Here is a 20,620-nt window from a genome sequence, read left to right on the forward strand (position 1 = left end):
AGGCTTATGATTTTATTACATATTTCTTAAGCTAATAAAACAGCGAAAAACGTGCATAAGTTTTGCAGGCACTTAAAGACCGGCCCTTGTGGCCGGTTTTTTATGCACAACTTTTTACTCTTCCCACACCGGCAATTGCAGGCTGAAAACCGTACCTTGCCCCACCACACTCTCACAGCCGATACGGCCACCGTGGCGATCCATTACCGCCTTGACCATCGTCAGCCCCAAGCCCAAGCCTTCACTGCCCTGAGACGAGGCAAAGCGTCGGTACTGGCTGAACAACTCAGGTAGTTCTTCAGCCGCAATACCTGGGCCTTGATCCTGGATATGGCACACCAACCCTTGGTCGTTACGTTCGAGCCTCACCGTAACCGTGGTGCCGGATGGGCTGTATTTGATCGCGTTCTGGATCAGGTTGAACAAGGCACGGGTCAACAGCGATTGATCCGCCAGGACCATGTCTTCACCGGCCTCGTCCAGGTCATGGACCAATTGGATATTTTTCAATTGGGCCAACAACGCCACCTGGTCAAACGCATCGAGTACCAGCATCGCAAACAGGCTGGGCTGGAATTGGTAGCCGTCGGACTCAGCCTTGGCCAGTTGCACGAACGACTCGGTCAAGTTCAACGCGCGGCGCACTTGCTGCTCGATCTGGGTAAACACCTGCGTGACGTCTGTGGCCTCATGCCGCTGCACGTCCAGCAACGCCAGGATTGCCGAGTGGGGTGCCCGCAGGTCATGGGACAGGAACTGCAGCAGGGTTTCACGTTGCTGTTGGGCATCACGTTCGACGCTCAGGTCGGTCAGGCTCAGCAACCAGCCCAGTGCAATGTCCCCGTCAGCCGGTAGCAACGGGGCAAGCTCCAGGCGCAGGCTGCGTTGCTGGATATCTCGGAATTCGACGATTTCCAGGGCTGACAGCGGTGTATCGAGCTTGCCTTGCAACGGTGGATAACCCAGCGCCGCCAGCTGCTCCAGCAGGTTTTCGGAAATCAGTTCGTTGCCAAACACATCGCGGGCAATGCGGTTGGCCAGCAGGATATCGCCCTGCGGATCGGTGATCAGCGTAGCGACCGCCAGGCATTCCAGGCCATCAGCCATGAAGCGCCGGGTGTCGCGGGTACGGCTGACGGCTTGCTCCAAAGCCACAATGCGGCCCTGCAACACGTCGCCACTACTGACGGGGACACGGCGGCGTTCCGGCAACACCTTGGGTTCGCTGTCGAGACGCGCCAGTTCCCAGCCGAAATAGGCCAGGATCACGCTCAGGCGGCGCCAGTTCCAGATCAGGTAGCCCAGCAGCATGCCGATCAGCGTGGCGGCTGGCGACCACCAGTGGCCCAGGCGCAACAAGCCCCAGGAGGCGAGGAGGGCAGTGCTCATGCAGGCCAGGGTCAGCCACAGCGCGTAGCGTGGGCGCAACAGCAACAAGCCCATCAGCAATGCCACCATCGAGGTGGACAACAGCGTGGCCAGCCACGTTGGAAACACCGTAATACTGCGGTCTTGCAGCAGCCCGTTGAGGATATTGGCCTGAATCTCCACACCCGGTGTAGTACCGACGCTGGCCGACAGCGGCGTTACATAACGATCACCCATGCCGGGCGCGATAGCCCCCACCAGAATCACGCGATCACGCAACAGTTGAGCCGGGACTTCACCGCGCAGGACGCTGACATAAGGGACGCTGGGAAAGCCCTCATCGGCAGCGATAAACGGAATACGGATGGCATTGTCCCGCTGCCAATCAGTATCGCCAGACGCCACTGACAACCCGGGCATATCGGTTTGCTGGCCAGTCAGTTCGAACGCCAGCCAGGCCAATTGCGGTACCAGTTGCCCAGGAGGCCCCTCACGCAGGTACAGGCTACGCACAATGCCGTCGCTGTCAGCTTCAACGTTGATATGGCCAACGCTCCTGGCGCAATCACGCAAGGGCTGCACGGGCAGGATCTGTGTCACAGGTTGCCCCAGGCGCTGCGTGCCTTCGCGAATCAAAGGCAACAACACATTGCCGGCATTGCAGATGGCCTGAGCCAGGCGTTGGTCGTTGGCAGGCTCGCGCGCCGGCTCGCTGAAGATCACATCGAACAGGATCCCCGCAGGCTTGGCGGCACTTAAATGGTCAAGCAGATCAGCGTGCAGGCGGCGTGACCAGGGCCATTGGCCGAGTTCCTTGAGACTCATGTCGTCAATGGTCACCAACAGAATCCGCGAGTCCACGGGTAACGGCGCCAGGCGCCGCAGGCTGTCATACAACAGGTTATTCAGGGAAAGCCCGGGGCTCAGGGAGAGAAAGGCCGTCAGCGGCAGCAGGAGCAGGCTGATCCACAGCCATTCCCTGACCAGGCCATTGAACAGGCGCTGGGCCTGGGTCGGCTGGCGCTGTTCAGCCCGACGCCACCACTTCACCGTCCGAACGCCGCGGTGCTACTGCACACGGGTGGCAGGTGGGTAATAGAAGATGTCATAAACGCCTGCTTCTCCTTCCAGTCCCTGGTCATCGAAGGCCGACACGCGAACGTGATAGAACGAGGCCTTCAGTCCAGTGAAGCTCAAGCGCGGCTCACTGGAGAAGTTTTCCTGCTTGATGTTCATGAACGTTGTATCGGTAGCCACTTGCGCACGATAGCGCCGGGCACCCGGTTGCGGATGCAGGATCAACGTCCAGACCGGCGCGTCGCCTTTCTGGCCGTCCTGGCCCATCAGGCGCGGAGCGGGCAATAGGTCGACCGTCTTCAACTCACCCTGTGTCTTGAGCAGCACCCCTTGTCGGGCACCGACCTTCAACTCACCTTCCACCGGGCCCGTCTGCGGTTTTTTCTTGAGCTGTTTGCCCACCGGATGCGGTTCGGTACGGCTGGCGGCTACCTGACCGTTGAGCACCTCGACGACCGATTGCTGATCGTCGTTACGCACACGGAAGTGCGTACCGCGCACACCCAGTACGCCCACCGGGGTCACGATCTGAAAACGGTCATAGTCGCTGGCACGCTTGAGTACGTAGGCTTCCACTTGCCCTTGTTGCAGGATTACCTGGGGTATAGCCTGCTCCTCCACCAGGTGCAAACGCACCTCGGAGCTGGAGGGCAGGACAATCCGCGAGCCATCACCCAGCAACAAGCTGACAAACGCCGATGGCGAGGTTTTTACACTTTCCTGCTCATCGATCAGCATGCCTTCTTCCAACACACTGGGGCGCCCCTTGGCATCCAGCTTCCAGGCTTCACCGTTGAGGTGCTGGACTACAGCAGGCAGCGGTTGCGCCCTGCACAGCAGGTTGTCATCAATGTAGGGCGCACGCACAGGTGCAGATTTTTTGGCCAAGGCCAAGGGACTGTTGATACAGAGCGCCAGGACCAGGCCTGAGCCCAGCAGCGAGGAAAGGGCAGAGCGATAGTGACGGGGAGAGAGAGTCATGGTGCTCATCAAGGGTCTAGTTCTAAAGGTTCATCAGACTGCACGTTCAGAAAGCGTCTTGCGGTGGCAGGACCTTGAATGATGCCTACGATACCCGATGACGTATCGCACTCGATAGCCGTAGAAGGCATGACGGGTTTTACGGGGAAGGTGACACATCCCTGTGTCTGCCGAATCGGCAAGGCCGAACCGGGTATACATCGAAGAAATACTGTCCCTCACATCCCTCCGACAGCAGCCCGAACAAGCTCCGGACTACGGATGATACGTCCCTGTATCGAGCGCGCTTCCCGCGTGCGCCCTCCCTGTGGTCACTCAGCAATAGAGAATTTACCTACAAGCAAGGTGCATAGGGCGGCATCGCAACATTTGTTCAGATTTAAAAGATCCAGCGTTGGTCCTGGTCAAGCACGCTGCCTTGTTGAACACCTTGCGGGGCATCTACTTCCCAGAATCCAGCGTAACCAAGGGCGTCTACAGACTCGCTGTACACTTGAACTGGCTCGGCAGGAGCACTACGGGCATCCACCATTTCCGTCCCCAAACCTGTGGCCACCACCAAGATCAACATCTTTCCCCACACACTGACCTTCTGCACGAGACTCACTCGTCCCGACAGCGCATAAAACCTGATTGCCATTGATCCTTTTCCTGAGGGGCTTGAGCCGGTATCTTTCCAGCTGGGTACACGATGTTTAACGGCCTTAGGGCTATTTGATATCAGCGTACCGAGAGATTCAGGGGACTTGAGAAACTGGCCATAATTGTTCAGATTCAACGGTGAACTAGTACGCTCTCTTCAACCGCTGCAACATTCTTCAAGAAGAAAGGACCCTCCCATGCGTGTCGCGATACTGGATGACGAACCTGCCGAATTGCGGCGGGTGGAACAGACACTGCGACAAATCCCAAGTGCCTCGGAGCAGCCATGGACGCTGCATTGCTTCGAGCGCGGCGAAGACTTGCTGCGCCAACTGCGCCGAGAAACTTTCGATTTACTGGTACTCGACTGGCAGTTGCCGGACCTGAGCGGCATCGCGATCCTGCGCTGGACCCGTGAACACATGGAGGCGCCCCCTCCCGTGATCATGCTGACCAGCCGCGATGCCGAGAGCGATATCGTCCAGGCACTGAACAGCGGCGCTGATGACTATGTCAGCAAACCGTTTCGCCCCAACGAGCTAAAGGCCCGGGTGAGTGCAGTCTTGCGTCGTCACGGCCTGCAGAAATCTGCTGCAACCGAAGTGCTGGTTTTCAACGACCTGACCTTCGACGATGCCGAGCTGACGGTCAGCCGCGCCGGTGATCCAATCAACCTGACCGAAAGGGAATACCGCCTGGCACGCTGCCTGTTCGCCAACCTGGCGCGGCCGCTGTCCCGGGAATATCTCTATGAACGGTTCTGGACCCATGAAGAAATGGTGTCTTCGCGGCCGTTGGATACCCATATCTATCGACTACGAAACAAGCTTGGACTGACGCCGGAACGGGGTTGGCAGTTACTGACGATCTATGGGTATGGCTATCGATTGGAGAGCGTGACCGCGGCTACGGCATAGCTAATGTTCCACGTGGAGCATTTTAAAAAGGCCTGAAATCCGGGCAATAAAAAAGGCCAACGTTTGACGTTGGCCTTTTTTGTTTCGCAATGGCGTTATCAGAAGTCCAGGTTGGACACTGCCAGGGCATTGCTCTCGATGAAGTCACGACGTGGCTCGACCGCATCACCCATCAGGGTGTTGAAGATCTGGTCCGCGCCAATGGCGTCTTCGATGGTCACACGCAACATGCGACGCTGCGCTGGGTCCATGGTGGTTTCCCACAACTGATCCGGGTTCATCTCGCCCAGACCTTTGTATCGCTGAATGGTGTGACGCTTGGTGCTTTCAGCCATCAACCAGTCCAGTGCTTCCTTGAACTCTTTGACCTGCTTCTTGCGTTCGCCACGCTGAATATAAGCGCCGTCGTCCAGCAGGGTGCTCAGTTGCGCGCCCAGGGTAACTACGGTCTTGTAGTCGTTGCTGCCGAAGAAGTCGCGGTTGAAGGTGACGTAGTTCGACAGACCGTGGGAGATCAGTTCGACCTCTGGCAACCAGACGTTACGTTCACGGTCTTCACGCAGGCTGGCTTTGTAGACCAGGCCGGACTTCTCGACAGTGCGCAGACGGACTTCGTACTGGGCCAGCCAATCCTGCATCGCTGCGTGATCGCCCAACTGTTCCAGGCTGACAGCTGGCAGGTAGATGAAGTGCTCGGTCAGCTCCTGAGGGTACAGGCGCGACAAACGCTTGAGAGTCTTCATCACCATACGGAAGTCGTTTACCAGGCGCTCCAGCGCCTCACCGGAGATGCCCGGGGCTTCGTCGTTCAAGTGCAGGCTGGCATCTTCCAGGGCCGACTGCGTCATGTACTCTTCCATGGCGTCGTCGTCTTTGATGTATTGCTCTTGCTTGCCCTTTTTCACTTTGTACAACGGTGGCTGGGCGATGTAGATGTAGCCACGCTCGATCAGCTCTGGCAACTGACGGAAGAAGAAGGTCAGCAACAGGGTACGGATGTGCGAACCGTCGACGTCAGCATCGGTCATGATGATGATGTTGTGGTAGCGCAGCTTGTCGATGTTGTACTCGTCGCGACCAATGCCACAGCCCAGGGCGGTGATCAAGGTGCCGACTTCCTGGGAGGAAATCATCTTGTCGAAACGGGCTTTCTCGACGTTGAGGATCTTGCCCTTCAACGGCAGGATCGCCTGGGTGCGACGGTTGCGACCCTGCTTGGCGGAACCGCCAGCAGAGTCACCTTCCACCAAGTACAGCTCGGAGAGGGCAGGGTCCTTCTCCTGGCAGTCCGCAAGTTTGCCCGGCAGGCCAGCAATATCCAGCGCGCCTTTACGACGAGTCATTTCACGGGCTTTACGCGCCGCTTCACGAGCCCGCGCCGCATCGATCATCTTGCCGACGACCAGCTTGGCTTCGTTGGGGTTTTCCAGCAGGAAGTCAGAGAAGTACTTACCCATTTCCTGTTCGACAGCGGTCTTCACTTCGGAAGAAACCAGTTTGTCTTTGGTCTGGGAGCTGAACTTCGGATCCGGAACCTTGACCGAAATAATTGCGGTCAGGCCTTCACGCGCATCATCACCGGTGGTGGCGACTTTGTGCTTCTTCGCCAGGCCTTCAGCTTCGATGTAGGTGTTCAGGTTACGCGTCAGGGCGGAACGGAAACCCACCAGGTGAGTACCGCCATCGCGCTGAGGAATGTTGTTGGTGAAGCACAACAGGTTCTCGTTGAAGCTGTCGTTCCACTGCAGGGCGATTTCCACGCCGATGCCGTCTTCACGCTGGATGTTGAAGTGAAACACCTGGTTGACCGCAGTCTTGTTGGTGTTCAGGTATTCAACGAACGCACGCAGGCCGCCTTCGTACTTGAACAGTTCTTCCTTGCCGCTGCGCTCGTCCTTGAGGACGATACCCACACCGGAGTTGAGGAAGGACAGTTCACGAATCCGCTTGGCCAGAATGTCCCAGCTGAAGTGGATATTCTTGAAGGTGTCAGCCGAAGGCTTGAAGTGAATCTGGGTACCGGTGGTTTCGCTGTCACCAACGATCGCCATCGGTGCCTGAGGCACACCATGGACGTAGGTCTGTTCCCAGATCTTGCCACTACGGCGAACGGTCAGGATCAGTTCTTCCGACAGGGCGTTTACCACCGACACACCTACACCGTGCAAGCCGCCGGATACTTTGTAGGAGTTGTCATCGAACTTACCGCCGGCGTGGAGCACAGTCATGATGACCTCTGCCGCCGATACGCCTTCTTCTTTATGCACATCTACCGGAATGCCGCGACCGTTGTCGCGTACGGTGATGGACTCGTCCGGGTGGATAATGATGCTGATGTCGTCGCAGTGGCCGGCCAGTGCTTCGTCGATGGAGTTGTCGACCACCTCGAACACCATGTGGTGCAGACCGCTACCATCATCGGTGTCGCCAATGTACATACCGGGACGTTTGCGTACGGCATCCAAACCTTTCAGCACTTTAATGCTGGTCGAGTCGTACGTGTTTTCTTCGCTCATGCCTTCACTCCCGATGGTCGTGGGTCTGGGTGATACGGCCCTGTTCCACGTGGAACAAAGCGACTGGCGTTTCCGTCTGCCAGCCTTCCCTCAATAATTCGTGATCTACACAGGTGATAAACACCTGGCAGCGTAAGTCTTCCAACAAGCGGCATAGCGCGCGGCGGTGTTGCTCGTCCAACTCGGACGGCAAGTCATCCACCAGATAAATACATTGGCCTCGCCGGGCTTGGCTGACCAAATGCCCCTGGGCAATACGTAAAGCACAGACCACCAGTTTTTGCTGACCGCGAGACAAGATGTCCGCAGCGTTATGTGCACCTAATCTAAGGCGCAGATCAGCTCGTTGGGGTCCAGCCTGCGTATGACCTATTTGCTGATCCCGTTGCAGGGACGTTGCGAGCACTGCACTCAGCTCTCGCTCTTTATCCCAACCGCGGTAGTAGCTCAACGTCAGCCCCTCAAGTTCCAACAACTCACTCAAGGTCTGTTCAAAGACTGGTTTCAAGGCTTTGATATAGGCGCGGCGGTATTCATCTATTTCGTCGCTGGCCAGGCACAGTTCACGGTCCCAGGCCGCTTGCGAAGCGGCGTCAAGTGTACCATGCCGCAGCCATGAGTTCCGCTGCCGCAGGGCCTTCTGCAGGCGCTGCCAAGTGGCCATGAACCGCGGTTCCACGTGGAACACTCCCCAATCGAGGAACTGCCGGCGAATTTTGGGTGCCCCCTCCAGCAAGCGGAAGCTGTCAGGGTTGATCAATTGCAGAGGCAGGATTTCCGCCAGTTGCGCCGCACTGCGCGCATTCTGCCCATCGATACGGATCTGGAACTCCCCCTGGCGATCACGGGATATCCCCAGGCTGCTATGCCCGCCTTGCGCCAGTTCAACCTGGCCAAATACGGTGCACGCCAATTGTTCGTATTGAATCACCGGCAACAAACGGGCGCTGCGAAAGGAACGAGCCAGGCCCAGCAGATGAATGGCTTCCAGCACGCTGGTTTTGCCACTGCCATTGGCGCCGTGGAGGATATTGATGCGGGGGGAGGGAGAGAAGGTCACCGGGTGCAGATTGCGCACCGCGGTGACCGAGACGCGACTGAGGGACATCTAGCTTCTGCTGAGCATGATTACAGGCGCATCGGCATAACAACATAAGCCGAGTCGTCGTTATCGGATTCTTGCACCAGAGCACTGCTATTAGAGTCGGACAGGATCAGGCGAACCTGTTCGGTCGTCATCACACCCAGCACATCCAGCAGGTAGCTCACGTTGAAGCCAATCTCCAGCGAGCCACCGTTGTAATCAACGCTGATTTCTTCTTCGGCTTCTTCCTGCTCCGGGTTGTTGGCCTGGATTTTCAATTGACCATTGGCCAATTGCAGGCGAATACCGCGGTACTTTTCGTTGGACAGGATCGCGGTACGGCTGAACGCTTCACGCAGGGCCTGACGATCACCGATCACCAGCTTGTCACCACCTTTGGGCAGTACGCGCTCGTAGTCCGGGAACTTACCGTCTACCAGCTTGGATGTGAAGGTGAACTCACCCGTGGTCGCACGGATGTGATGCTGGCCCAGGACGATGCTGACATTGCCATCCGGCTCGGTGAGCAGGCGCGCCAGTTCCAGGATACCTTTGCGCGGCACGATGACCTGGTGGCGGTCCGGCTGGCCGATATCGGCCTTCATCGAACACATTGCCAGACGGTGACCGTCAGTAGCCACGGCGCGGATGATGCCTTCGGAGACTTCCAACAGCATGCCGTTGAGGTAGTAACGCACATCCTGCTGGGCCATGGCGAAGCTGGTGCGTTCGATCAAACGACGCAGTCGGCTTTGCTCCAGGCTGCAGGTCAACGAGCCCGGACCTTCTTCCACCGTCGGGAAGTCATTGGCCGGCAAGGTCGACAGGGTAAAACGGCTACGCCCGGCCTTGACCACCAGCTTCTGCTCATCAACCTTGATGTCGATCAGCGCGTCATTGGGCAGGCTTTTGCAGATATCCATCAGCTTGCGCGCAGGCACGGTGATCTCGCCGGGCTCGGCGGGCTCTTCCAGCTGTACACGGCCAACCAGTTCGACTTCCAAGTCGGTACCGGTCAAGGACAACTGCTGGCCTTCGACAACCAACAATACGTTGGAAAGCACCGGCAAGGTCTGTCGGCGCTCGACGACGCCTGCGACCAGTTGCAGGGGTTTCAACAGGGCTTCGCGTTGAATGGTGAAATGCATGGTCTAGTCCCTTGCCTTAATAAGCTGCGCTGGTGTTCATCAAGTGGTCAGTGTACGCAGCAGGTTCTTGTAGTCCTCGCGAATATCCGCGTCGGATTCCTTAAGTTCGTTGATCTTGCGGCACGCGTGCAAGACCGTGGTGTGGTCGCGACCACCAAACACATCGCCGATTTCCGGCAGGCTATGGTTGGTCAGCTCCTTGGAGAGCGCCATGGCCACCTGCCGGGGACGGGCTACCGAGCGCGAACGGCGCTTGGACAGCAGGTCGGAAATCTTGATCTTGTAGTACTCGGCCACGGTGCGCTGGATGTTATCCACACTCACCAGTTTGTCCTGCAGTGCCAGCAAGTCCTTCAAGGATTCGCGAATCAGCTCGATGGTGATATCGCGGCCCATGAAGTGCGAGTGAGCGATGACGCGCTTGAGCGCGCCTTCGAGCTCACGCACGTTGGAGCGAATGCGTTGGGCGATGAAGAATGCAGCGTCATGAGGCAGATCGACTTTCGCCTGATCGGCCTTTTTCATCAGGATCGCAACCCGGGTTTCCAGTTCCGGCGGCTCTACCGCAACGGTCAGGCCCCAGCCGAAGCGCGATTTTAAGCGCTCTTCCAGGCCTTCGATTTCCTTCGGGTAACGGTCACTGGTGAGAATGACCTGCTGGCCACCTTCAAGCAGGGCATTGAACGTGTGGAAAAACTCTTCCTGGGAACGTTCCTTGCGCGCGAAGAATTGAATGTCATCGATCAGCAGCGCATCGACCGAGCGATAGAAGCGCTTGAATTCGTTGATCGCATTGAGCTGCAACGCCTTGACCATGTCGGCCACGAAGCGCTCCGAGTGCAGGTACACGACCTTGGCATTCGGGTTCTTCTTTAATAGGTGGTTACCCACAGCGTGCATCAAGTGCGTCTTACCCAAGCCAACACCGCCATAAAGGAAGAGCGGGTTGTAACCGTGCTTGGGATTATCGGCAACCTGCCAGGCCGCGGCACGGGCCAGTTGGTTGGATTTACCTTCGACGAAATTTTCAAAGGTAAAGGTGCGGTTCAGGTAGCTGGTGTGCTTGAGCGCACCTTCGACCTGGACTGTGCGCTGTTCGGCGCGTACTGGCGCCTGCTGCGAACTGGCACCTGCCATCGGGTCGAAGCTGTCGCGGGACGGCTCTTCACTGACCGGCGCATTTTTTTGCGCCACGGATTTGCTCGGGGCGGGCGCAGCAGGTGCTGGTGCGTGGTTGACCGGCGTCGCAGCAGCCTGGGCGTGCGATGCAGCGGCAGCCAGGGGTGCATTCGGAGCGGCACGCGGTGCCGAGCTGCGTTTGCTACCTATTAGTAAGGAGAGGGCTGGAGCCATACCGTTGCCATGCTCGTCGAACAATTCGAGAACGCGGCTCAGGTACTTCTCGTTGACCCAGTCGAGAACAAAACGATTGGGTGCGTAGACACGCAACTCGTCGCCTTCGGCTTCGACCTGTAGCGGACGGATCCAGGTGTTGAATTGCTGGGCAGGCAGCTCATCGCGCAAAAGCTCCACGCACTGCTGCCAAAGTTCCACTGACACGGATATCCCCTAAGTTGAAAGCCGGTGAGGCAAAAACAGCCGCCATTGTAGCGGCGAGCGGGCCACTTATCCACATGTAGGTTGCTCACAGGCCACCAAGAATCAATGCCTTACCCATAAAAAAGGCGACCAATGGTCTGTGCATAAGCTCTGTGGATAAGCGCCCCTGAGCTCGTTGTACAAGTGGGGTCGAAAGTCTGTGGGTAACCAGCCTGTGGATAAGTACCCATTCCACACACAGCTTATCCGATAGCGCAGCACAGGCAGAGCACCGTTTCTCCCCCGTGTTGTCATTCTCTGTACAGCACGTGGAACAAGGCCTTAAGTCAGTTATCCACAGATGATCGGCTCCCTAGCTTTTATAAGCTTTACAGAAAAGCTTTAAATAACTTCCTTCTTTATTTTTATATCTATGGCATTGCTCATGAAAGTCGAACCTCACGGAATCGGTCCCAAGGCCTTCAGATATCTAATTGCAGGAATAGCTGGTTGGAAATTGACCTAGAGGCTTGCTTTCTCTAGAATCCCCGGTCTCTTAAAACGGGGGCCATTCCGGCCCGTTGTGGACGAACCAGGTAACACGCCATGAAACGTACTTTCCAACCAAGCACCATCAAACGCGCCCGTACCCACGGTTTCCGTGCTCGCATGGCTACCAAGAACGGCCGTGCTGTCCTGTCGCGTCGCCGCGCCAAAGGTCGTGCGCGTCTGGCAGTTTGATAATCCGGTACTGGTGGTGAGTCAGGACTTCAGTCGGGAAAAGCGTCTGCTAACCCCCCGGCATTTCAAGGCAGTCTTTGACTCCCCCACCGGCAAGGTTCCGGGGAAAAATCTCCTGCTCCTTGCGCGTAACAACGATCTGGATCACCCCCGTCTCGGGTTGGTGATCGGCAAGAAGAGCGTAAAGCTCTCCGTTGAGCGCAATCGCCTCAAGCGTCTGATGCGCGAATCGTTTCGCCTCCACCAGGACACTCTGGTTGGTTGGGATATTGTTATCGTCGCGCGCAAAGGCTTGGGGGACGTAGAAAACCCCGAATTGATTCAGCATTTCGGCAAGCTCTGGAAACGTTTGGCTCGCACCAGCAAGCCAACCCCAGCAGTCAGCCCCGAAACTGTAGGGGTAGACAGCACTGATGCGTAAACTGGCCCTCGTTCCGATCCAGTTTTACCGTTATGCCATTAGTCCGCTGATGGCCAGCCACTGTCGTTTCTACCCCAGTTGTTCCTGCTACGCGTATGAAGCCATAGAAAATCATGGCCTTCTGCGCGGTGGCTGGCTGACCTTTCGTCGTTTAGGTCGCTGTCATCCGTGGAATCCCGGTGGTTATGACCCGGTTCCGCCTATCCCTACCTCCCGTTCTTCTTCGATGGCCGAGTAATCATGGATATTAAACGCACGATCCTGATCGTCGCCCTGGCAATCGTGTCCTACGTTATGGTTCTGAAATGGAACCAGGACTATGGCCAGGCTGCCCTGCCGACTCAGAATGTTGCTACCAATCAGTCTGCTCCTGCTATTGCAGATGCACCGTTGGGTAACAATGCTTCCGCCAGTGCCGATGTACCCAGCGCGAATGCCGATACCAGCACCCCTGTAGACAACGCGGTCATCACCAATAAAGACCTCATCCACGTCAAAACGGATGTACTGGACCTGGCGATCGATCCACAGGGTGGCGATATCGCCCAACTGAAATTGCCACTGTATCCACGTCGCCAAGACCACCCGGATGTTCCTTTCCAGTTGTTCGATAACGGTGGCGAACGTGTTTATCTGGCACAAAGCGGCCTGACTGGGACTGATGGTCCTGATGCTCGTGCTACCGGTCGTCCGGTTTATTCGACCGAACAGAAGACTTATCAACTGGCTGATGGCCAGAACCAGTTGAACGTCGACCTGAAATTCAGTCACGACGGCGTCAATTACATCAAGCGTTTCAGCTTCACTCGCGGTTTGTACGATCTGAAAGTCACCTATCTGATCGACAACACCAGCGAAAAAGCCTGGACGGGCAACTTGTTTGCCCAGCTCAAGCGTGATGGCAGCTCCGATCCTTCCTCCAGCACTGCCACTGGCACCGCGACTTACCTGGGCGCCGCCCTGTGGACAAGTAACGAGCCGTACAAAAAAGTGTCGATGAAAGATATCGACAAGGGCGCGCTGAAAGAGACAGTACAAGGTGGTTGGGTAGCCTGGCTGCAACACTACTTTGTAACCGCATGGATCCCGAACAAGGGCGAAGCCAACCTGGTTCAGACCCGTAAGGACAACCAGGGCAACTACATCATCGGTTTCACTGGCCCGGCGTTGACCGTTGCGCCAGGTGCCAAGGCTGAAACCAGCGCCACCTTGTATGCCGGCCCAAAAAGCCAGGCAGTACTCAAGGAGTTATCCCCAGGTCTGGAACTGACTGTGGATTACGGCATTCTGTGGTTCATTGCCCAGCCAATCTTCTGGTTGCTGCAACATATCCACAGCATCGTTGGTAACTGGGGCTGGTCGATCATCTTCCTGACCATGCTGATCAAAGGGATTTTCTTCCCGCTGTCGGCCGCCAGCTACAAATCGATGGCCCGTATGCGTGCGGTTGCACCGAAACTGGCTGCACTGAAAGAGCAACATGGCGACGACCGGCAGAAAATGTCGCAAGCCATGATGGAGCTGTACAAGAAAGAGAAGATCAACCCGTTGGGTGGATGCTTGCCGATTCTGGTACAGATGCCGGTATTCCTGTCGCTGTACTGGGTGCTCCTGGAAAGCGTGGAAATGCGCCAAGCGCCGTTCATGCTGTGGATAACTGACTTGTCGATCAAAGACCCGTTCTTTATCCTGCCGATCATCATGGGCGCGACCATGTTCATCCAGCAGCGTCTGAACCCGACTCCTCCGGATCCGATGCAGGCCAAGGTGATGAAAATGATGCCAATCATCTTCACCTTCTTCTTCCTGTGGTTCCCGGCTGGTCTGGTTCTGTACTGGGTGGTCAACAACGTGTTGTCGATCTCTCAACAGTGGTACATCACACGTAAGATCGAAGCGGCTGCCAAAAAAGCCGAGGCGTAACTTACTCTGTGGATAACCACTCAAGACGCCCCCTCGTGGGGCGTTTTGCATTCTGTCACTTTTGTCTGGGAAACCGCTGATGAGCGCTCCTCGTGAAACCATCGCTGCCGTCGCCACTGCTCAAGGCCGGGGCGGTGTCGGTATCGTTCGTATTTCCGGGCCGCTTGCCGGCATCGCTGCCCAAGCCATCAGCGGGCGTGAGCTAAAGCCCCGGTATGCGCATTACGGGCCTTTTTTCGGCGAGGAGCTTGAGGTACTGGATGAGGGCCTGGCCCTGTATTTCCCGGGACCAAACTCATTCACCGGTGAAGATGTGCTGGAACTGCAAGGCCATGGCGGCCCTGTCGTCCTGGATATGTTGCTGCAACGCTGCCTGCAGCTGGGTTGCCGCCTGGCCCGGCCGGGTGAGTTCAGCGAGCGCGCGTTTCTCAATGACAAACTCGACCTGGCCCAGGCCGAGGCGATTGCCGACCTGATCGAGGCCAGTTCTGCACAGGCCGCACGCAATGCGTTGCGCTCGCTGCAGGGGGCGTTTTCCCTGCGTGTGCATAACCTCACCGAGCAACTGATCAGTTTGCGCATCTATGTCGAGGCCGCCATTGATTTCCCGGAAGAGGAAATCGACTTTCTCGCCGATGGCCATGTCCTGGCCATGCTCGATAAGGTCCGCGATGAGTTATCCACAGTCCTGAAGGAAGCCGGGCAGGGCGCATTGCTGCGCGATGGCATGACAGTGGTGATTGCTGGTCGGCCCAACGCCGGCAAGTCCAGTTTGCTCAACGCTCTTGCGGGTCGTGAAGCCGCCATTGTCACCGAGATTGCCGGTACCACCCGGGATATCCTGCGCGAACACATCCACATTGATGGCATGCCGCTGCACGTGGTCGATACCGCCGGCTTACGCGATACCGATGACCAGGTAGAAAAAATCGGTGTGGAACGGGCGCTCAAGGCCATCAGTGAAGCCGATCGGGTGCTGTTGGTGGTGGATGCCACAGCACCCGAGGCCGTGGATCCTTTTGCGCTGTGGCCCGAATTCCTTGAACAACGGCCGGACCCGGCCAAAGTCACGCTGATTCGCAACAAAGCGGACCTGACGGGTGAAGCCATTGCCCTGGAAGTCAGCGACGATGGCCATGTCACGATCAGCCTCAGCGCCAAGTCTGCCGGCGATGGCCTGGAACTGCTGCGCGATCATCTCAAGGCGTGCATGGGTTATGAACAGACCTCGGAAAGCAGCTTCAGTGCTCGTCGCAGGCACCTTGAAGCCCTACGCCATGCCAGTGCCGCCCTTGAGCACGGTAGGGCACAGCTGACGCTGGCGGGTGCAGGAGAGCTGCTAGCCGAAGATTTACGGCAGGCGCAGCAACTGCTGGGGGAAATTACCGGGGCATTCAGCTCCGATGATCTGCTCGGCAGGATCTTTTCCAGCTTCTGCATCGGTAAATAACCCTTCGTTGTTCACAGACAGGCCGTTCGTGCCTGTCTGTTTTGCCCGTTTCGGGGCACACCTTCGTATTTCCTGACATTTACCTCACACCGAGGTGCCTTGCCGTGGGTGAAATTTGCCGTTTCTGTGGATTAAGCCCTGTGAATAACCGCCCCTGTGCCCGGTTGATAACAGGGCTTGAAACATGAGTAAAAACCCACCTGTGGATAAGCACCTGTTTAATCCACAGGCTTAGAGCACTTATCCAAGGGCCTCATTGGCACCTAACCACAGACTTTTGAATCTCTGTACACAACGTAAACAAAGGCCTGTAGAGATCTATCCACAGAAAGTAGGCTCAGTAGAAATAAACATAAAAACAAAGATTTAATAAATTTCTCTCTTTTAATTTCTATTACCTCTGATTCATCCACAGCTGGTTAAATTTTGTGCAAAGGGTTCTTTAGGAAGGGCTAAGTCCCTATACTTGCCGCCATAGCTCTAAAACTCTTTCAACAAACAATTCCTGATTACCTACATAAGCAGGCACGAGGTGCGTGGTGGATTTCCCTTCCCGTTTTGAAGTGATCGTCATCGGCGGCGGTCATGCCGGTACCGAGGCAGCACTGGCGTCAGCCCGCATGGGGGTCAAAACCCTGTTGCTGACGCACAACGTGGAAACCCTCGGTGCCATGAGTTGCAACCCCGCCATCGGTGGGATTGGCAAAAGCCATCTGGTCAAGGAAATCGATGCCCTTGGCGGTGTGATGGCCATGGCTACCGACAAGGGTGGTATTCAATTTCGCGTGCTCAACAGCCGCAAAGGCCCGGCCGTGCGTGCTACCCGGGCACAAGCCGACCGCATCCTGTACAAGGCCGCGGTGCGCGAAACCCTGGAAAACCAGCCCAACCTGTGGATATTTCAGCAGGCTGCTGACGACCTGATCGTCGAACAGGACCAAGTGCGCGGCGTTGTCACGCAAATGGGCCTGCGTTTCTTTGCAGAATCCGTGGTGCTGACCACCGGCACGTTCCTCGGTGGACTTATCCACATCGGGATGCAGAACTATTCGGGTGGCCGTGCCGGTGATCCGCCGTCCATCGCCCTGGCTCATCGCCTGCGCGAACTGCCACTGCGTGTCGGTCGTCTGAAAACCGGGACCCCGCCGCGTATCGACGGGCGTTCTGTGGATTTCTCGGTGATGACCGAGCAAGCCGGGGACACGCCAATCCCGGTGATGTCGTTCATGGGTTCCAAAGAGCAGCACCCCAAACAGGTGAGTTGCTGGATTACCCACACCAATGCGCGGACCCACGAAATCATCGCGGCCAATCTTGATCGTTCGCCGATGTATTCCGGAGTGATCGAAGGTATTGGCCCACGTTATTGCCCGTCGATCGAAGACAAGATCCACCGCTTTGCCGACAAGGAAAGCCACCAGGTCTTCATCGAGCCGGAAGGCTTGACCACCCACGAGCTGTACCCGAACGGGATTTCCACTTCCCTGCCATTCGACGTGCAAATCCAGATCGTGCAGTCGATTCGCGGCATGGAAAACGCGCACATCGTGCGACCTGGCTACGCCATCGAGTACGACTACTTCGATCCGCGGGACTTGAAATACAGCCTGGAAACCAAAGTGATCGGCGGTCTGTTCTTCGCCGGGCAAATCAATGGCACCACCGGTTACGAAGAAGCCGGCGCCCAGGGTTTGCTGGCCGGGACCAACGCGGCATTGCGCGCCCAGGGCAAAGACAGCTGGTGCCCGCGTCGCGATGAAGCGTACATCGGCGTGTTGGTTGACGACCTGATTACCCTCGGTACCCAGGAACCGTACCGGATGTTCACGTCCCGGGCCGAATATCGCCTGATCCTGCGCGAAGACAACGCCGACCTGCGCCTGACCGAAAAAGGTCGCGAGCTGGGCCTGGTCGATGATGCACGCTGGGCAGCGTTCTGCAAAAAACGCGAGAGCATCGAAGTCGAAGAGCAGCGTCTGAAAAGTACCTGGGTGCGCCCGGGCACTGAGCAGGGCGATGCGATTGCCGAAAAATTCGGCACGCCGCTGACTCACGAATACAATCTGTTGAACCTGCTGTCCCGTCCGGAAATCGACTACGCTGGTCTGGTCGAAGTGACTGGTGGCGGTGCAGAAGATCCACAGGTTGCCGAGCAGGTCGAAATAAAGACCAAATATGCCGGTTACATTGACCGCCAGCAGGACGAAATCGCCAGGCTGCGCGCTAGTGAAGACACCAAGCTGCCTGTGGATATCGATTACACCGGGATTTCCGGCCTGTCGAAAGAGATTCAAAGCAAGCTGGGGATAACTCGTCCCGAGACTCTGGGCCAGGCTTCCCGTATCCCGGGTGTCACCCCGGCAGCCATTTCGCTGTTGATGATTCATTTGAAAAAACGCGGCGCGGGCCGTCAGTTGGAGCAAAGCGCTTGAGTTCGTTGGTCACCTCGCAACACGCCGAAGAGTTATCCACAGGTGCGCGCCAATTGGGCGTGGACCTGACCGAAGCCCAGCACGAGTTGCTGTTGGGTTACCTGGCCCTGTTGATCAAATGGAACAAGGCCTACAACCTCACTGCGGTGCGCGATCCGGACGAAATGGTATCGCGGCATCTGCTCGACAGCTTGAGCGTGATGCCGTTTATCGAAAACGGCCGCTGGCTGGACGTCGGCAGTGGCGGTGGCATGCCCGGCATCCCCCTGGCGATCCTGTTTCCCGAGTCGCAAGTGACCTGCCTGGACAGCAACGGCAAGAAAACCCGCTTCCTGACCCAGGTCAAACTCGAACTCAAGCTGGACAACCTGCAAGTTATCCACAGCCGCGTCGAAGCCTTCACGCCTGAACTGCCTTTCAACGGAATTGTTTCCCGGGCTTTCAGCAGCATGGAGAACTTCAGCAACTGGACCCGCCACCTGGGCGACCTGAACACCCGTTGGCTGGCAATGAAGGGCGTTCATCCAAGCGACGAGCTGTTAGCATTGCCGGCAGACTTCCACCTCGATAGCGAACACGCCTTGGCCGTACCCGGTTGCCAAGGCCAACGCCATCTGCTGATACTGCGCCGCACGGCATGATTGGGAACACAAGCAAGAATGGCTAAGGTATTCGCGATAGCGAACCAGAAAGGTGGCGTGGGCAAAACCACCACCTGCATCAACCTCGCAGCATCCCTGGTCGCTACCAAGCGTCGGGTGCTGTTGATCGACCTCGATCCACAGGGCAACGCCACCATGGGTAGCGGTGTGGATAAACACGGCCTGGAAAACTCGGTCTACGACTTGCTGATTGGCGAGTGCGACCTGGCCCAGGCCATGCACTATTCCGAGCACGGCGGTTATCAACTGCTGCCGGCCAACCGCGATTTGACCGCGGCGGAAGTGGTGCTGCTGGAAATGCAGATGAAAGAAAGCCGTCTGCGCAGCGCCCTGGCGCCGATCCGCGAGAATTACGACTACATTTTGATCGACTGCCCGCCGTCGCTGTCGATGCTCACGCTCAACGCGTTAGTCGCCGCCGATGGGGTGATTATCCCCATGCAGTGCGAGTACTTCGCCCTCGAAGGCTTGAGCGACCTTGTGGATAACATCAAGCGCATCGCCGAGCTGCTCAACCCGAACCTGAAAGTCGAAGGCCTGCTGCGGACCATGTATGACCCGCGGCTGAGCCTGATGAACGATGTGTCGGCGCAGCTCAAGGAGCACTTTGGCGATCAGCTCTACGACACCGTGATTCCACGCAACATCCGCCTGGCCGAAGCGCCAAGCTATGGCATGCCCGCGCTGGCGTACGACAAGTCATCGCGTGGTGCCATTGCCTACCTGGCGCTGGCCGGCGAGATGGTTCGTCGCCAACGTCGCAATTCACGCACCGCTGCAGCCCAGCCAACTTAAGGAATCCCCATGGCCGTCAAGAAACGAGGTCTCGGACGTGGACTGGATGCACTGCTGAGTGGTCCGACTGTCACTTCGCTGGAAGAACAGGCGGTGCAGGCCGACTCGCGTGAGTTGCAACATTTGCCGCTGGACCTGATCCAGCGTGGCAAGTACCAGCCGCGCCGGGACATGGACCCGCAGGCGCTGGAGGAGTTGGCGAATTCGATCAAGGCCCAGGGCGTGATGCAGCCGATTGTCGTGCGCCCCATTGGCGGCGGTCGCTTTGAAATCATCGCCGGCGAACGCCGCTGGCGCGCCAGCCAGCAGGCCGGCCAGGAAACCATCCCGGCGATGGTGCGCGATGTACCGGATGAAACGGCCATCGCCATGGCGCTGATCGAGAATATCCAGCGTGAAGACCTCAATCCCATCGAGGAAGCCATTGCCCTGCAGCGCTTGCAGCAGGAATTCAAGCTGACCCAGCAGGAAGTAGCCGATGCGGTGGGCAAATCCCGTGTCACGGTTTCCAACCTGCTGCGCCTGATCGCGCTTCCTGAAGTGATCAAGACCATGCTGTCCCACGGCGACCTGGAAATGGGTCATGCCCGGGCTTTGCTCGGTTTGCCGGAAAATCAACAGGTTGAAGGGGCGCGACACGTTGTCGCACGAGGTCTCACCGTTCGTCAGACCGAGGCCCTGGTTCGCCAGTGGCTCAGTGGCAAACCTGCACCGGTCGAAACAGTCAAAACTGATCCGGATATTGCGCGTCTGGAGCAGCGCCTGGCCGAGCGGCTGGGCTCTGCGGTGCAAATTCGCCACGGCAAGAAGGGCAAAGGGCAATTGGTTATCGGATATAACTCCCTTGATGAGCTTCAGGGCGTTCTTTCCCACATCCGCTGAAACATTTGCTTATGTAGCGCGCAGTCGGAAATCACTACCCGG

17 protein-coding genes are annotated in these 20,620 nt (G+C 57.3%); 10 read left to right on the top strand and 7 right to left on the bottom strand.

Going from position 1 to position 20,620, the window contains the following annotated elements; translation table 11 throughout:
* Positions 1-114 precede the first annotated feature (114 nt).
* The 3 genes from H097_RS02840 to H097_RS02850 all read right to left on the bottom strand — a co-directional run bounded on the left by H097_RS02840 (position 115) and on the right by H097_RS02850 (position 4,066).
* Positions 115-2,418 (bottom strand): CHASE2 domain-containing protein, encoded by a 2,304-nt coding sequence (locus H097_RS02840; protein WP_032857157.1) that lies wholly within the window; start codon positions 2,416-2,418, stop codon positions 115-117.
* An 18-nt stretch (positions 2,419-2,436) separates the two neighbouring features.
* Positions 2,437-3,435: a FecR domain-containing protein gene (locus tag H097_RS02845; RefSeq protein WP_032857159.1), complete on the bottom strand. Its 999-nt coding sequence runs from the start codon at positions 3,433-3,435 to the stop codon at positions 2,437-2,439.
* A 370-nt stretch (positions 3,436-3,805) separates the two neighbouring features.
* Positions 3,806-4,066 (bottom strand): hypothetical protein, encoded by a 261-nt coding sequence (locus tag H097_RS02850; RefSeq protein ID WP_032857161.1) that lies wholly within the window; start codon positions 4,064-4,066, stop codon positions 3,806-3,808.
* A 199-nt stretch (positions 4,067-4,265) separates the two neighbouring features.
* On the opposite strand from H097_RS02850, the gene H097_RS02855 reads away from it, so the two are divergent.
* Positions 4,266-4,985: a response regulator transcription factor gene (locus tag H097_RS02855; protein WP_032857163.1), complete on the top strand. Its 720-nt coding sequence runs from the start codon at positions 4,266-4,268 to the stop codon at positions 4,983-4,985.
* A gap of 98 nt (positions 4,986-5,083) precedes the next feature.
* Here H097_RS02855 and gyrB read toward each other — a convergent pair whose 3' ends face one another.
* The 4 genes from gyrB to dnaA are packed head-to-tail and all read right to left on the bottom strand — an operon-like array spanning position 5,084 to position 11,293.
* The gene (gyrB, locus tag H097_RS02860; RefSeq protein ID WP_032857164.1) at positions 5,084-7,501 is read right to left on the bottom strand and encodes a DNA topoisomerase (ATP-hydrolyzing) subunit B; all 2,418 of its coding nucleotides are present in this window, start codon (positions 7,499-7,501) and stop codon (positions 5,084-5,086) included.
* 4 nt (positions 7,502-7,505) lie between these two features.
* On the bottom strand, positions 7,506-8,609 hold the full coding sequence (recF, locus tag H097_RS02865) for a DNA replication/repair protein RecF (RefSeq protein ID WP_032857167.1): 1,104 nt from the start codon (positions 8,607-8,609) through the stop codon (positions 7,506-7,508).
* 20 nt (positions 8,610-8,629) lie between these two features.
* Complete coding sequence (gene dnaN, locus H097_RS02870) at positions 8,630-9,733, bottom strand: DNA polymerase III subunit beta (RefSeq protein WP_029290193.1); 1,104 nt, start codon at positions 9,731-9,733, stop codon at positions 8,630-8,632.
* Between the two features lie 39 nt (positions 9,734-9,772).
* Positions 9,773-11,293, bottom strand: coding sequence for a chromosomal replication initiator protein DnaA (dnaA, locus tag H097_RS02875; protein WP_032857169.1), 1,521 nt, complete (start codon positions 11,291-11,293; stop codon positions 9,773-9,775).
* A 585-nt stretch (positions 11,294-11,878) separates the two neighbouring features.
* Here dnaA and rpmH point away from each other — a divergent pair.
* From rpmH to H097_RS02910, 9 genes are all read left to right on the top strand, one after another.
* On the top strand, positions 11,879-12,013 hold the full coding sequence (rpmH, locus tag H097_RS27455; protein WP_003213577.1) for a 50S ribosomal protein L34: 135 nt from the start codon (positions 11,879-11,881) through the stop codon (positions 12,011-12,013).
* 16 nt (positions 12,014-12,029) lie between these two features.
* Positions 12,030-12,434 carry a ribonuclease P protein component gene (gene rnpA / locus H097_RS27460; RefSeq protein ID WP_029290189.1) on the top strand — a complete coding sequence of 135 codons (405 nt, stop codon included), beginning with the start codon at positions 12,030-12,032 and terminating at the stop codon, positions 12,432-12,434.
* Positions 12,427-12,672 (top strand): membrane protein insertion efficiency factor YidD, encoded by a 246-nt coding sequence (gene yidD, locus H097_RS27465; protein ID WP_010465488.1) that lies wholly within the window; start codon positions 12,427-12,429, stop codon positions 12,670-12,672. Before rnpA ends, yidD begins: the two co-directional genes overlap by 8 nt.
* Positions 12,673-12,674: 2 nt before the next feature.
* Complete coding sequence (gene yidC, locus H097_RS02885; RefSeq protein ID WP_032857171.1) at positions 12,675-14,357, top strand: membrane protein insertase YidC; 1,683 nt, start codon at positions 12,675-12,677, stop codon at positions 14,355-14,357.
* A 79-nt stretch (positions 14,358-14,436) separates the two neighbouring features.
* Entirely contained in the window at positions 14,437-15,807 is a 1,371-nt protein-coding gene (gene mnmE / locus H097_RS02890) for a tRNA uridine-5-carboxymethylaminomethyl(34) synthesis GTPase MnmE (protein ID WP_032857173.1), read from the top strand.
* A gap of 539 nt (positions 15,808-16,346) precedes the next feature.
* Positions 16,347-18,239, top strand: coding sequence for a tRNA uridine-5-carboxymethylaminomethyl(34) synthesis enzyme MnmG (gene mnmG / locus H097_RS02895; RefSeq protein ID WP_032857204.1), 1,893 nt, complete (start codon positions 16,347-16,349; stop codon positions 18,237-18,239).
* Positions 18,236-18,880 carry a 16S rRNA (guanine(527)-N(7))-methyltransferase RsmG gene (gene rsmG / locus H097_RS02900; RefSeq protein ID WP_032857175.1) on the top strand — a complete coding sequence of 215 codons (645 nt, stop codon included), beginning with the start codon at positions 18,236-18,238 and terminating at the stop codon, positions 18,878-18,880. Before mnmG ends, rsmG begins: the two co-directional genes overlap by 4 nt.
* 18 nt (positions 18,881-18,898) lie before the next feature.
* Positions 18,899-19,696, top strand: coding sequence for a ParA family protein (locus H097_RS02905; protein ID WP_005792605.1), 798 nt, complete (start codon positions 18,899-18,901; stop codon positions 19,694-19,696).
* Between the two features lie 9 nt (positions 19,697-19,705).
* Positions 19,706-20,578, top strand: coding sequence for a ParB/RepB/Spo0J family partition protein (locus H097_RS02910; RefSeq protein ID WP_032857179.1), 873 nt, complete (start codon positions 19,706-19,708; stop codon positions 20,576-20,578).
* Positions 20,579-20,620 lie beyond the last annotated feature (42 nt).

This window comes from Pseudomonas sp. FH4 (assembly GCF_000510915.2).
GTDB lineage: Bacteria > Pseudomonadota > Gammaproteobacteria > Pseudomonadales > Pseudomonadaceae > Aquipseudomonas > Aquipseudomonas brenneri.

What these genes read in the sequence shown, in the direction of transcription:
- H097_RS02845 (WP_032857159.1), bottom strand. Translation starts at nt 3,435, where the DNA reads ATGAGCACCATGACTCTCTCTCCCCGTCACTATCGCTCTGCCCTTTCC.
- H097_RS02850 (WP_032857161.1), bottom strand. Translation starts at nt 4,066, where the DNA reads ATGGCAATCAGGTTTTATGCGCTGTCGGGACGAGTGAGTCTCGTGCAG.
- H097_RS02855 (WP_032857163.1), top strand. Translation starts at nt 4,266, where the DNA reads ATGCGTGTCGCGATACTGGATGACGAACCTGCCGAATTGCGGCGGGTG.
- gyrB (WP_032857164.1), bottom strand. Translation starts at nt 7,501, where the DNA reads ATGAGCGAAGAAAACACGTACGACTCGACCAGCATTAAAGTGCTGAAA.
- recF (WP_032857167.1), bottom strand. Translation starts at nt 8,609, where the DNA reads ATGTCCCTCAGTCGCGTCTCGGTCACCGCGGTGCGCAATCTGCACCCG.
- dnaN (WP_029290193.1), bottom strand. Translation starts at nt 9,733, where the DNA reads ATGCATTTCACCATTCAACGCGAAGCCCTGTTGAAACCCCTGCAACTG.
- rpmH (WP_003213577.1), top strand. Translation starts at nt 11,879, where the DNA reads ATGAAACGTACTTTCCAACCAAGCACCATCAAACGCGCCCGTACCCAC.
- yidD (WP_010465488.1), top strand. Translation starts at nt 12,427, where the DNA reads ATGCGTAAACTGGCCCTCGTTCCGATCCAGTTTTACCGTTATGCCATT.
- yidC (WP_032857171.1), top strand. Translation starts at nt 12,675, where the DNA reads ATGGATATTAAACGCACGATCCTGATCGTCGCCCTGGCAATCGTGTCC.
- mnmE (WP_032857173.1), top strand. Translation starts at nt 14,437, where the DNA reads ATGAGCGCTCCTCGTGAAACCATCGCTGCCGTCGCCACTGCTCAAGGC.
- H097_RS02905 (WP_005792605.1), top strand. Translation starts at nt 18,899, where the DNA reads ATGGCTAAGGTATTCGCGATAGCGAACCAGAAAGGTGGCGTGGGCAAA.
- H097_RS02910 (WP_032857179.1), top strand. Translation starts at nt 19,706, where the DNA reads ATGGCCGTCAAGAAACGAGGTCTCGGACGTGGACTGGATGCACTGCTG.